At 65.4% G+C, this 13,043-nt stretch carries 7 protein-coding genes; 5 read left to right on the forward strand and 2 right to left on the reverse strand.

The genetic code is table 11. The annotated features are described in order from the left end of the window. Positions 1-44: 44 nt before the first annotated feature. The 4 genes from D187_RS44935 to D187_RS44950 all read left to right on the forward strand — a co-directional run bounded on the left by D187_RS44935 (position 45) and on the right by D187_RS44950 (position 8,834). Positions 45-2,978: a TonB-dependent receptor gene (locus D187_RS44935; protein WP_002628384.1), complete on the forward strand. Its 2,934-nt coding sequence runs from the start codon at positions 45-47 to the stop codon at positions 2,976-2,978. Between the two features lie 55 nt (positions 2,979-3,033). Further along, positions 3,034-5,055, forward strand: a complete 2,022-nt coding sequence (locus D187_RS56600) for a hypothetical protein (protein WP_002628383.1) — start codon at positions 3,034-3,036, stop codon at positions 5,053-5,055. Between the two features lie 218 nt (positions 5,056-5,273). Then, the gene (locus tag D187_RS44945) at positions 5,274-6,941 is read left to right on the forward strand and encodes a CocE/NonD family hydrolase (RefSeq protein ID WP_162159764.1); all 1,668 of its coding nucleotides are present in this window, start codon (positions 5,274-5,276) and stop codon (positions 6,939-6,941) included. Positions 6,942-7,460: 519 nt separating this feature from the next. After that, positions 7,461-8,834, forward strand: a complete 1,374-nt coding sequence (locus D187_RS44950; RefSeq protein WP_002628381.1) for an STM4012 family radical SAM protein — start codon at positions 7,461-7,463, stop codon at positions 8,832-8,834. Positions 8,835-8,900: 66 nt separating this feature from the next. Here D187_RS44950 and D187_RS44955 read toward each other — a convergent pair whose 3' ends face one another. Beyond that, positions 8,901-10,145 (reverse strand): MFS transporter, encoded by a 1,245-nt coding sequence (locus tag D187_RS44955; protein WP_002628380.1) that lies wholly within the window; start codon positions 10,143-10,145, stop codon positions 8,901-8,903. A gap of 125 nt (positions 10,146-10,270) precedes the next feature. After that, a complete protein-coding gene (locus D187_RS51350) occupies positions 10,271-11,218 on the reverse strand; it encodes a methyltransferase domain-containing protein (RefSeq protein ID WP_076606350.1) in 948 nt (315 codons plus the stop codon). Positions 11,219-11,548: 330 nt separating this feature from the next. Between D187_RS51350 and guaB the strand changes: the two genes are divergently transcribed. After that, positions 11,549-13,012, forward strand: a complete 1,464-nt coding sequence (gene guaB, locus D187_RS44965) for an IMP dehydrogenase (protein ID WP_002628378.1) — start codon at positions 11,549-11,551, stop codon at positions 13,010-13,012. The last annotated feature ends 31 nt before the right edge of the window (positions 13,013-13,043 follow it).

Below are 13,043 nucleotides of genomic sequence, written 5' to 3' on the forward strand. Positions count from 1 at the left end.
TGACCAGAATCTCGCGGGACCACTCAGAGGACAGCATCAAGGACATGGCTCGCAATGCTCGCGTCTCCAGTGCGCGGGTGTCGCGAGTCATGCGCATCTGGAGCGTGTTGGGACTCGCCGCCCTGCTCACGGCCACGCCAGCGCTCGCGCAGAGGACGACAGCGGCCATCCGGGTCGGCCTCAGTGCGCTCCGCGGGCCGGCCACCGGCGTGACCGTGCTCGCGGTGAACACCCAGAACGGCTTCGCGACGAAGGGGATCGCGCGCACGGATGGCTCTTTCTTCCTGACCGGCCTGGCGCCCGGTGAGTATGTCATCACCGTCACCCAGCCCGACGGCAAGGAAACCTATCGGACGGTCACCGTCCAGGTCGGCCAGACGGTGGACCTGAACATCAACGTCGAGGAGGAGACGGCACTGGATCTCGGCCAGGGCGAGACCCTGTTCGTCCAGGGCAAGACCCCCGAGAGTTCGACCTCCGAGGTCGCCACCAACGTCAGCCGCGAACAGATCGCGAACCTGCCCCAGAGCAACCGCAACTTCCTCAACTTCGCGGCCCTCGCGCCGGGCGTTCGCGTCTCCAACGATGAGTTCAACAAGAACTTCTCGTCTGGCGCGCTCGCGGCGAGCAGCACCAACGTGTTCGTGGATGGCGTGAGTCTCAAGAACAACGTCATCCAAGGCGGGTTGGTCGGTCAGGACTCGAGCCGCGGAAACCCCTTCCCCCAGCTCGCGGTCAGCGGGTTCCGCGTGATCACGCAGAACTACAAGGCCGAGTACGAGCAGGCCAACTCCGCGATCATCTCCGCCATCACGCGCTCGGGCGGCAACGAATTCCATGGTGACCTCCTCTTCAACTTCCAGAACCAGGCGTTGATGGCGCGGGATTACTTCGCCGTGCAGCGTGGCGAGCTGGTGCGGCCCGAGGAGCTTCGCTCCCAGTTCGGAGCGGCGTTGGGGGGCCCCGTGGTGAAGGACAAGCTGCACTTCTTCGCGACCTATGAAGGCAACGTGCAGAACCGCGTGAACGTGGTGACGCTCGGCAATCCGACGGAGGAGAACCTGAGCCGGTTCGGCCAGTTCCAGGGCAGCTTCACCAGCCCCTTCCGGGAGCACCTCGGCTTCGGGAAGCTGACCTGGAGGCCGGCGGACAACCAGACCCTGGATGTCAGCGCCAGCCTCAGACGGGAGACCGACGTCCGCAACTTCGGTGGCCAGTTGAGCTTCGAGAGCGCCGAGGACGTGCGCAACGATGTCCTCACCGCCACGGCCCGGCATCAGCTGCGGCTGGGCTCGCTGACGAACGAGGCCACGCTTCAGTACCTCGACTCGCGCTGGCACCCGACCGCCACGTACTCTGGCGCGGTCGGGCAGGACTACGAGGGCGTCATCCGGATCGGCGGCCGCGATACCAGCCAGGACATCCGCCAGCAGGCCTTCACGTTGCGCAACGACACGACGTTCGCGAACTTCGATTGGGCCGGCCAGCACGTGGTGAAGGCGGGCGCCAAGCTCTCCTTCCAGCACTACCAGATCGAGCGCACGCAGTCCGGCAACCCCGTGTTCCGCTTCCGTCAGGATGCCGAGAACGGCCTCAGCTACGACTTCCCGGCCGAAGCCGCCTATGGCGTCGGTGACCCGAGGGCGGCGGCCAACAACACGCAGGTGGGTGTGTACCTCCAGGACGATTGGGAGATCGCCAAGAGGCTGACCCTGAACGTGGGCCTCCGGTGGGATATCGAGACCAACCCCCTGAACAACGACTACGTGACGCCCGCGGAGGTCCGCGCGGCGGTGGAGGAACTCGCCGACACTGTCGCGCGGACGAATGGGCCCGGCTTCTTCCCCGTCGAGAACTACCTGACCAACGGCAAGCAGCGCCCTGTCTTCCTGGGCGCGGTGCAGCCGCGGCTCGGCGCGGCCTTCGACGTGATGGGCAACGGCCACACGGTTCTCTTCGCCGGCGCCGGGCGCTACTACGATCGCACCCTGTTCAACACCGGCGTGGACGAGCGGCTCCGCCTTCAGTACCAGGTCCGCACGTTCTATTTCTCGGCGGACGGCGCCCCCCGCAACGGGCAGCCGACCATCGCCTGGCGGCCCGAGTACCTGAGCCGGGAGGGTCTCAATTCGCTGATCAGCAGCGGCGTGGCTCCCGCCCCGGAGATCTACCTGCTCGAGAACGACACCAAACCGCAGTTCAGCGACCAGTTCAGCGCGGGCGTCCGGCAACAGGTGGGCCCGATCAACACCTCGGTGACGGTCACGCACATCCGTAGCCAGAATGGCATCGGCTTCTATCCCGCCAACCGCCTGTCGACAGGCACCCGCGACTACCTCCCCGTGCCGGGCGGATTCGGCACCGTCATGATCTCGGTCGACGACCGGACCGCCGACTACAGCAGCGTGCAGGTCTCGGCGGAGAAGCCCTATTCGAGCGAGCTCTCGGCGGGGGGCTTTCAGTGGGGGGCCTCCCTGGCCTACACCTTGGGAGTCGCTCGGGAGCGTGGGTCGGAATTCAACTTCGACTATCCGACCGTCAAGGACAGCCCCATCACCCCCACCTGGAATGACGAGCGCCATCGGCTCGTGCTCTCCGGCATCGTGGGACTGCCCCTGGACTTCAAGCTGTCCACGCTGATCACCCTGGGAAGCGGCTTGCCCTACACCATCGCCGATGCGTCCAGGGGCTACGATCCCACCGAGTTCGTGCTGCTCACGAATGGAGGCCGGGCGCAGGGCCTCCTCCAGTTCAGCCAGGTGGATGTCCGACTGGCCAAGGACTTCACGCTCGCCAAGGGGGGCCACCGGATCAGCGCCTTCGCCGAGTGCTTCAACCTCCTCAACACCAGGAACTTCGGCGGATACGACGGGTTCATTCCACCGGGGACAGAGCCCGCGAACCCGAATTTCGGGAAGCCCACGAGCCTGGTGGGGCCGCCGCGCAGCGTTCAGTTCGGCATAGGCTACAGTTTCTGAAGAGGACGGGACCTCCAGTTCTGGACGCGGTGGCCCTCTTCTTCCTGGAGGGACCATGGCGACGGCGTACGAAGGCATCGCGGCGCGGCTGAACTTCACCAAGCCTGGACGCTCGGCGCGCAAGGCCTGGCCGAAGCTGAAGCTCGAGGATGGGCAATCCGTCGGGGAGCACCTCGAAGCGCTCAAGGAGCGACCCGCTTTCCAGGTGGCCGCCTTGAGCGACTGGTTCGTGGAGCTGCAAGGCGTGGTGGTGGCGAGTGACATCGAGTCCATTGCCGCACGGGTAGAGGGCCTCGCCGCGGCCGCGGCGGCGAAAGGCGCGCACGCGGAGTGGGCCCGCTTCCCCCTGGAGGGCAATGCCTTCGCGTGCCAGGTGTGGGACGGCAAGCGGAAGAAGTTCGTCGAGGCCGAGCCCGAGGCCACGCACGTCCAGGCCGACTACCGCTTCATCCAGAAGGGGCTGCGCGAGGAGGCGAAGAAACTCGCGTCCATGCCATCAAAAGCACCCGCTGAGCGGGGGCTCGAATGCGGCTGCGGCGCGCAGGTCCAGCGTACGGCCACGCGCTGCGGTTCCTGCGGACGAAGCTTCAAGGAGCCCCTCCGCGCGGATGCGCTTCCCCGGAACTGGCAAGAGGCGATTCCCTCCGCGCGGAAAAGGCTCCACGAGCTGGGGCTCTATCCGGATCCGGAAGACAGCTTCGGGGGCCTCGCCGAGTTGCATCCCCAGAACGCGAAGCAGGCACTGGGAGCGCCCGGGATCCTCCGCGACGTGGGCATCACCCTGCTCTCCCCCGAGGAGTTCGAACGGCGCAAGACGCTCTTCGCGGATGTCTCGAGCTGGCCCCGGAAGTTTCCGCTGGGTCGCGGCAAGGACCTTCGCGAGTGGGTGGAGCATGCGATGGAACGGGCACAAGACGCGGATCGCCCGACGCTGGAGCGGCTCGTGGCCGAACGGGAAGACACCCTCAGGGCCCTGTGTGACGTGGAGCTCACCCAGCCTGGCTGGTTCACCGCGGCTGCCGCGGCGGGCGAGAAACGTGTGGATCTCGCGACCCTCGGCCCTCGGATGAACGTCCTGCTCGCGGTGGCGGGCAAGGCGCCTGTGGGGACCGAGGAGTGGGAACTCCGAGCCGTCCTTCGCACGGCACCCGAGCGCGTGCCCGCGAGCCGCAAGCGCGCGCTGCTCGCTCGGGCCGAGAAGGAAGGGCTCTCCTCCAACGTCGGGCTCGGCCGCTGGCTGGATGTGCTCCGACTGGTGGAGCGTCGAAGCCTCGCGGACGCCCTCTCTTCCCTCCTTCAGCGAGCGGCGAAGGCGGACGGGAAGAAGCCCGCTCCCGAGGGACTCGGCTGGCTCGCCCAGCAGGTACTCGCGTGGAAGGAGGAGGGGCGAAAGTTGCAGCTGTGGCCGCTCCCGGATGAGGAACTCGAGCGCGCGCTGAAAGAGGTCGCGAAGACTGGGCTTCCAGCGGGGCTCTCCCGCTTTCGCGAGGAGAAGGTGGCTGCGCCGAGGGAGCTCGAGGGACATGACGCCTGGGCGATCGACGTCCACCGGGTGAAGACGCCCAAGGTGCGCTGCCCGGAGTGCGGTGCGTCCATCGCACCGAAAGCGGAGCTGCGCATCCCCACGCTGGGCAAGACGCTCGGTGCTCGGACGGTCCGCATCTACGAGTGTGAAGCATGTGCTCGCGAGGAACCCACGTCCGACAAGCTTCAGGTCCGCGTGGAAGCGGGCGCCCCCAAGGGCACGAAAGCACCCCCGCACTTCGTGGACTATCCGGATGTCCACGAGGCGCGGAAGCTCGTGAAGAAGGGCTTCGACGAGAAGCGCTACCGTCTGTTTCTCGAGCAGAACGGGCTGCTCGAGCCCCGGTCCGTCAAACTGGGTGGCTACGCTGGCCTCTACGAGGATCCGGAGCAGCTCCAGATCGGCGTGAGGTGCAAACACCCCTCGGCGCTGCTCCACCTCTGGCCCCACGCGCTTGGACTTCAGCTCCCCAAATCCCGGGTCGCAGTGGAGCTCTGCATGAAGCCCGGCTGCAAACGACCGGGCGTGGCCGAGGAGGTCAGCACGGGCTGACGCATGCGCGGCGCTCGAAGTTCGGAAGTATTCGCGGATATCCTCGACGCATGTGGAGTGTTCGCTCATCCTGGTGCCAGCTATTCGTCCTTCTCTTGGGCTGCGGCACGGTCGGCTGTGGCCTGGTGCGCAACGCCATCCAGGAAGACCGGCGGAACTCCAACTCACTCCCGGCCTTCACCCATCGGCCGGGCTCCTGGCGGACGGAGGCCGTGCGCATGCGGGATGGTGTGGAGCTGTCCACGCGCATCCTCCTGCCGGAGGGCGTGGAGCGCGCTCCCGGGGTGCTCATCCGCAACCCCTACGATCTGGGCCCCTTCATCGAGCTGAGTTGTGATCTGTTCGTCCGCTACGGCCTGGGCTGCGTGCTGCAGGACGTGCGGGGACGGATGGCCAGTGGCGGCGAGTGGTGGCCGGTGGTGAACGAGGTCGCCGATGGCGAGGACACCCTGCGCTGGCTCGTGAGGCAGCCCTTCGTCGACGGCAACATCGCGCTCTTTGGCATGTCGTACCTCGGGGGCACGGCGCTCGCCGCCGCCGCGGGGGAGCTGCCCGTCGAGGTGAAGACGGTGGTCGTTTCCATCTTCGGCACGGACCTGCGGGAGGTGGTCTCCGCGCGGGGGCTGCTCCCGCATGAGCTGTTGACGGCCTGGGCGGCCTACATGCCGGGCCGTCGCGGGAACCGCTCTCCGGGGGAGGCCTACCGGATGATGCTCGAGCACCGCCCACACATCGAGGCCGACGTCGCCACCTTCGGCGCGCCGCTTCCCTTCTACCGGGAGTGGTTGAAGGCGTTGGAGCCCGGAGGCGCTCTGTGGCAGCGGCCAGAGAACGTGGCCTTGCGGCGGATGCCAGAGCGGCCCGGAGTTCCTCCGATGCTCCTCGTCGGTGGCTTCGACGATCCCTTCCTACCGGCGACGCTTCGGACCTGGGAGTCACTCGCCTCGCGCGAGCGGAGCGTGATGGTGCTGGGACCGTGGAACCACCTGGGCATGCAGAGCGGGGACGTGAAGACCCCCGGCATCCAGGACGACATGAACCAGTGGGCGTTCACCATCCCGTGGCTGCGCCATGCGCTCCAAGGCATACCCCTGCCATATGAGGCGGGCCGCGTGGTCGTCGCTGGTCATGGGGATACCGGTTCACGAGTCCTGCCCACGTGGCCTCCGGCGACCCGGGAGCAGGTGCTCTTCCTGGACACGGCACCGGCCGCGGGGGCGCCCGGGGCGTGTTCCTCGGCGTCATTGAGCGGCCAGTCACCGGTCATGCCCGCCTCGCTGTCCTACCGCTATGATCCCGCCCAGCCCTGGAGGAGCGAGGGAGGAGCCCGCGGGCTGGCCTTCGCCATGTTGGGCCGCCAGGGAATCACGCCAGGGCCCGTGGTGCAGACCTGGCCCTGTGCGAGGCAGGACGTGCTGCGCTTCGTCGCCCCTCCGGCGCAGTCCGAGATGCGCATCGCCGGCCGTGCGCGGCTGCGTCTTCGCGTGCGCTCGAGCGCGGAGGACACCGCCTTCGTCGCCAAGCTCGTCGACGTGGACGAGAAGGGGCGCGCGCTGCATGTCACCGACGGAGCGGCGACCCTGCGTCTGCCTTTGGCGGACACGCCAGCGCCCATGGCGTACGCACCCGGCAGCGAGCGCGAGGTGGAGATCGACTTCCTTCCCACCTCCTGGGTGCTGGCGAAGGGACACCGGCTCGGGCTCTGGGTGTCCTCGTCGAACTACCCCATGCTGTCGGCGCACCTGAACACCGCGCGCCCCTGGTACGAGGAGACGTCGTCCGTGGTGGCCGCGCAGACAGTGGAGCTCGGTGGAAGGGAGGAGGCGTCGAGGCTCCTGCTGCCGGTGGAGTTCCAGGCCGAAGCGCCCACCGCTTCCGTGCATTGAGGGGAGTCATCTCTTTCCAGGGCGGCCTGTTCATCGCCTTCGACAGCCAGCTCTCGCGGGCCGCAGCTCCAACTGACGCGCTTCGTCTCCTGGCGACACCCCTTGTTCAGCGTGTCTGGCAACGTCATTCAGCGGTCCGTCACCCCTCCCCGCTGACCTGTCACTGGACATCTCGCACCAGCCCCTCGCTCGAGCTCCTGCCTGCTCGGTTGTCTTGGCGGTTGGGTGAACGGGGCCTGCCCTATCATAAGTTCCTTGTCAAGAGAGGTTTACTTTTATTCAAATCCATGGGATGTGGGCTGCAATCCGTGCTCAAGGCCAGGTCAATGAGCGGAACCATGGCGAACTGGAGACACCGCCATGACGCAGACGAGGGGGCCTTCATCCAGCAGTTTGGGACAAGCGGACCATGTCCCGGCCTCGATTTGCGGGTTTTCGCTCTTGAACAGGCGAGCCTGGACTGTAATCATCGGACATCGAACCATCGGACCCCAACGATGTTCCAGGGAGGAATTTGCAATGCAAGCGCAGAAAGCACCCGACACCGTGCACGAGCGATTGGCGCAAGGCATCAACACCTATGTGCTTCCCAATTATGTGTACGGCTACCCGTCGAAGCGCACGTATCGGAACTTCGAGCGGCCCATTCCCATCAAGGAGGTTTGGGCGGACGAGCCGCGGGAGGGTGAAGTCAATATCTACCTACACATTCCCTTCTGCCGGTACCGGTGCACGTACTGCACGCTCTTCCTGACCACCCGGCATGATCCCACGCTGATCGACCGGTACATCGACAAGGTCTGTCAGCAGCTCGCGATGTATGGCGGGCTCGCTAGCGGGCGGCAGGTGAGCTCCATCTACTTTGGGGGTGGCACACCAACGATGCTGACGCAGGCCCAGTTCGAGCGGATTTTCTCGACCTTGCGTCGTCACTTCCCCAAGGTGGCGGACAATGCGGAGATCAGCGTCGAGGGCGCCCCGGACAGCATGACGCCCGAGACCCTGGATTGCCTGAAGGCCGCCGGGGTGAATCGCATCAGCATGGGCTTGCAGAGCATGCATCCGCGGGAACTGGCGCACTCCGGCCGGCCGTACCCCGTGGAGACCGCGGTCGAGGCCATTCGCAACATCAGGGCCCGGTTCGATCACATGAACCTCGACCTCATCTATGGCCTGACCGGTCAGACGCGGGAGACCTGGAAGCAGAGCTTGGATCAGGTTCTCGAGTTCAGGCCGACCACGCTCTCCCTGTATCCGGTCGTGGCCCGGCCGCTGACCCACATCAAGAAACAACTGGACCAGAGCGAGGAGGCCTTCTTCACCGATGAGGCGAAGTACAACATCTACGACGAGAACGTGGCGAAGCTGCGCGATCTTGGCTACCGCCAGGAGTCGTTCACCCGCTTCACGCTCTTGAGCGGGCAGGAGGCGTACCTGCAGGAGAGCCTGGACTTCAAGGGCGTCCCGCTGATCGGCATCGGTACGGGCGCTCGCAGCTACGTGGGCCGCTACCACTACAGCACCGACTACGCCGTGGGCCGCGCCGAGGCCAACCATATCATCGAGGAGTTCATCAAGACCGACTTCGGCGATGATTTCGCCATCGAGCAGGGCATCGTCCTGGACGAAGAGGAGCAGCGGCGCCGCTTCGTGGTGTTGAACCTCACGCTCAGCAACCTGAGCATGCCCGCCTACGAGCAGCGCTTCGGCCGTCCGCTGCGTCAGGACTTCCCGGAGGAGTTGGAGGCGATGGAGAAGTTGGGCTGCATCCGTGTCTCCAGCACCGGGACCATCAGCCTGACGGATCTGGGCTTCAAGTTCAGCAGCCTGTTGGCCAGCCTGTTCTTCTCCGAGCGCATGCTGCGCATGGAGCGCGAGTACCAGGCCAAGTAATTCGTGCCCGGGTTCCGGGGGCGCTCGGAGACAGTTCGAGTCGCCGCCCGGAGCCGGGGTTGCCGCCTAGCCTGGTTCCAACCTCTGGGCGGCCATGTTGCGCGAGGCCCGGGAGTTGAGGATGACGTACCCGGTAACGGCCAGCACCAGCGAGCCCATGCCAAAGACAGCCCCGGTGATGCGGGGTTCATTGTAGAACGAGAGCCAGACGCCGAAGATGAAGGTGCACAGCTGCGTGGCGAACTCCACGAAGGTGCTGCGCGCCGCGAACACCTTACCCAGCAACTCATGGGGGGTGTACGCCTGGATCAACGTCGTGTCGTAGGGCGTCAGCAGTCCGCCAATGGTCCGCATCAGCAGGATCAAGGCAGCACCCGTCCATAGCTCTCCAGCGAACAAGAAGCCGAAGAACACCACCACCTGGGCGATCTTTCCCCAGGAGAAGAGGCGGATGGCACGCACCTCGTCATGCACGAGGAAGCGCAGGACCAGCAGTCCGCCCACCACCGAGCCGAAGCCCTGTGCGCCGTACATCACGCCAATGCCAGAGGAGCCGCCCTTGAGCACCCCGGCGCCGTAGACGGTGAGCAGCACGTAGTAGGCTCCGCCCAGAAGGGACCAGGCAACCCCCGTGATGAACACGCCCAGGACGATCGGGTTGGACAGCACATACTTGTACCCCGCGAGCAGGTCCGCCCGCGACCAGCGGCGGGAGTGGGCCTGCGCCGGGGCATTCAGGACGATCCGCGAGATGAGCAGCGCGGACAGCGCGAACGACGCGGAGTTCAGCCAGAACGCGCCGTTCTGACCGATGAAGCCCGTGATGATCGGCCCCAGGGCAGCGCCCACCGAGGCCATCATGCCTCGCGCCACGTTCATCAGGACATTGGCGATGGGAAGCTGCGGCTTTTCTACGACGCTCGGCATGATGGCGTTGCGCGCCGTGGAGAAGGCCGTCTCGAAGAGAGACATCAATGCCAGCAATGGGTAGATGGACCACATCCAGTCGACCGTGAGGATGAACGTGGCGGCGAGCACGACTCGGGCGATGTCACTGATGATCATCACCCGGCGGCAATCACTCCGATCCACCAACGCCCCGATGAACGGACCGAGCAACAGGGCAGGCAGGGCGCTGGAGACCAGGGTGAGTCCCACGTAGGCGCTCGAGCCGGTCTTCAGGTAGACAATGGCGAGGAGGGAGAACTGGTTGAACCAGTCACCCAGTACGCTGAGCGTATGCGCGATGAACAGGTTGCGGTAGTTGCGATTACTACCAAGAAGTGACGAGGCGGAGTGCGAGGGCTGCATGGCCCCACGTATCATCATCTTCCCCGGGATGCAATGCGTGACCCGTCGCGTGGTGGAGGAGCAGCCCCCGGGAGGAGCCCGGGCCCCTCCCGGGGAAGTGGCCCCGCGGCCCCTGCCCCGCGGGCTCAGTAATGGATGCGCATGGGCTCCGACAAATAGTCGTTGCGTGACCGCATCCGCCCATCAACGAACTCGAGCATGGTCCTTCCGAAGAAGTAGAAGTGGATCTTGTATCCGCCCGCCGATTCCCGGGTGAAGACGCCGTACTGCAGGCCTTCCGCAACGAAGGTTTCCACCGCATCCGGCTCGCCGCACAGGCCAAGCACCTTCTCGAGGCTCATGCCCACTTCCAGCTTGGAGAGGATCTCCTCGGGCAGCTGTCTGTCCTTGATGGGAACGAGCTGGATCCTGGCGGGGGGCGCGGAGGGGTTGCCCGGCTTGCGCGCCACCAACTTGTCCATGGGATAGGGGTGGGTTGGCGCCCCGGGGTGGCGCTCCCACTTGACATAGCGGTCATACCGGACGATCTCCCAGTCCGAGTAGAAGTGCTTGAGTTCCAGGGGGCCCACCGAATGGGGGAACCCGCTATTCCTGAACGCCTCCGCCTCCGGGTACTCGGGGGTGAAGTACTTGGCGGAGCTCATGTTGAACCCACCGGGCCGGGTCTTTTCCCTGGCACGCGCGAACAGCGTCTGCCAGTCCTCCCGCTTCATCCACGCGGGCAGCCCATGCGCCAGGATGGCGTCGTACTCCTCGGTGAACTCCAGATCCATCAGATCCGTGACGATTGTCTTGACCGCGACGCCCGCACGCTCGCTCATGTGATTGAGCTTGGCGATGGCGTTCTTTGACAAATCCACCGCGGTGACCTTGAATCCCTGGGTGGCGAGATAGAGGGAGTTGCGCCCCTCTCCGCAGCCCAGGTCGAGCACGTTGGCCCCCGGCTGAAGAGCGGCCGCCACCTCGATCACTTCAGAGCTGGGCCCTCCCATGGTGGAAACGTTGGGATTGCCGTACCCGACCTCCCAATAGCGCTCCCCCTCAGCGGAAGTCTTCTCACGATGGTCTGACATTTAACGGTGGCTCCTGAAAAAGGACGGGCAGTGTATCTCTTCCGCTCCGACTCGGGAAGCTCTCCAGGTCCACCGGCGCAGGGCGCTCATCGGGGCCTTGGCGACGAACGCCCGCGACTCAGGGTCGAATCATGAACACTCGGAGTCTCAGGGGCACCTGTCAATTTAAATTTTTTCACATCGGATATCTGTTTGATTTATAATGGTGTTCCCGGTGTCCTTGGACGAGTCAGTCGGCATCCTCTAAAAGGCCGACCGTGGCTGCTCGACTCACCACGTGTGGTGGGTGGTACGTCGGAATGTTGAACCCTACTTTTCGGAGGTGAATCGGTGGACTTCGACCAGAAGTTCGGTCCAGAGGCGTTGACGTTCGACGACGTTCTCTTGTTGCCAGCGAAGTCGGATGTGCTGCCGCGCGATTGCGATGTGAGCACGCTGCTGACCCGGGAGATCCGCCTGAGCATCCCGCTCGTCTCCTCGCCGATGGACACCGTGACCGAGGCCCGGATGGCGATCACCCTGGCGCGTGAGGGTGGCATTGGAGTCCTGCACAAGTCAATGGACGTGAAGCGGCAAGCCCACCTGGTCAGCCAGGTCAAGCGTTCCGAGAACGGCGTCATCCGGGATCCCATCTCGTGCAATCCGGAGGATGCCATCCGCAAGGCGCAGGAGCTGATGGGCCAGTACCACATCTCCGGTGTGCCCGTGGTGGATCGCAACGGGTTGCTGGTGGGCATCATCACGAACCGGGACGTGCGGTTCGAGGAGAACTGGGATCAGCCGATCTCCGCCGTCATGACGAAGGAGCATCTCGTCACGGCCCCCGAGGGCACGACCCTGGAGCAGGCCAAGGACATCCTGCGCAAGCACAAGGTGGAAAAGCTGCCCTTGGTGGACTCGCGCGGCATGCTCAAGGGGCTGATCACCATCAAGGACATCGAGAAGGTCCGCAAGTATCCGAATGCGGCCAAGGACGCCCGGGGCCGTCTGCTGGTGGCGGCCGCCGTCGGAGCGACGCCCCAGTACATGGAGCGGGTGGACGCGCTGGTGGAGGCCGGAGTGGATGTGGTGGTCGTGGACAGTGCCCACGGTCAGTCACAGGGCGTGCTGTCGACGGTGTCTGGCATCAAGCGCAGACATGCCAAGCTGCAGGTGATTGGCGGCAACGTGTCAACCTATGACGGGGCGCGAGACATGTGCGAGGCGGGCGCGGACGCGATCCGCGTCGGCATGGGCCCTGGCTCGATTTGCACCACCCGCATGGTGGCGGGCATCGGCGTGCCCCAGATCACGGCTGTCTATGAGAGCACCCGCGCCGCCAGCCAGTATGGCGTGCCGGTGATCGCCGACGGCGGTGTGCGCTACAGCGGAGACATCGTCAAGGCCCTGGCGGCGGGCGCCCATGTGGTGATGATGGGCTCGGTCTTCGCCGGAACGGATGAATCGCCGGGCGACACGGAGATCTACCAGGGCCGCTCCTTCAAGGTGTACCGGGCGATGGGCTCCCTGGGAGCCATGCGGGATGGTTCTCCGGATCGCTACTTCCAGGAGAAGGGCCCCAAGCTGGTGCCCGAGGGCATTGAAGGCCGCGTGCCGTCACGCGGCCCTGTCTCGGACACCATCTTCCAGCTCGTGGGCGGTCTGCGCGCTGGCATGGGTTACTGCGGCACCCGCAACATCGAGGAGTTGCGCAAGAACGGGCGCTTCATCCGCATCACGAGCTCCGGCGTCCGCGAGAGTCACCCGCACGACGTGCAGATCACCAAGGAGTCCCCGAACTACACCCCGCTGTAGGGCACGCGGAGTGTACTCACCCAGGCGGGGA

The sequence above is a fragment of the Cystobacter fuscus DSM 2262 genome, from assembly GCF_000335475.2.
Taxonomy (GTDB): Bacteria; Myxococcota; Myxococcia; order Myxococcales; family Myxococcaceae; genus Cystobacter; species Cystobacter fuscus.